This window comes from Corallococcus caeni (genome assembly GCF_036245865.1).
Lineage (GTDB): Bacteria > Myxococcota > Myxococcia > Myxococcales > Myxococcaceae > Corallococcus > Corallococcus caeni.
In genome coordinates, this window is record NZ_BTTW01000066.1 from 1 (window position 1) to 450 (window position 450).

Below are 450 nucleotides of genomic sequence, written 5' to 3' on the forward strand. Positions count from 1 at the left end.
GCGGTGAAGGAAGCTGACAGCAAGCAGGTTGACAGGGAACGCGGCGCTGAAGTAGAAGCCGCTCCCCTTCGAAAAGAAGCGGCGAAAGTCACTGGACGGCGCCGACGAACTTCGAAGCAGCCCGCAGCCCGCAGGACGCAAAAGCGAAGTTGACGCTGACTGCGAACTGAAATAGAAGCTGCAGCCCTGCCGGTTGGAAAAACCGGCAAGAAGCACGGTAGCAAAAGTCGCGAAGCAGGACAAGCGGCTCGGTCTTTGAAAACCAAATAGCAAGCCCAAGCAGTAATGGATTGCGGAAACCCGCAGTCAATTTTTTGAGGGCGCTTCACCTCAAGAGCAGCGCTGAAAAGCGCAGCGAGAGGGAAGTGCCGACGAATCAGCGAGCCGAGACTCCTTAGCCGGGTCTCGGGGAACGCCGGTTCAAGCAAACCAAGAATACAATTGGAGAGT

General features: G+C 56.4%; 1 protein-coding gene. It reads right to left on the reverse strand.

The window, feature by feature from the left end:
* On the reverse strand, positions 1-243 hold a 243-nt coding region (locus AABA78_RS38935), incomplete at its 3' end, for a hypothetical protein (protein WP_338270597.1).
* Positions 244-450: the final 207 nt, after the last annotated feature.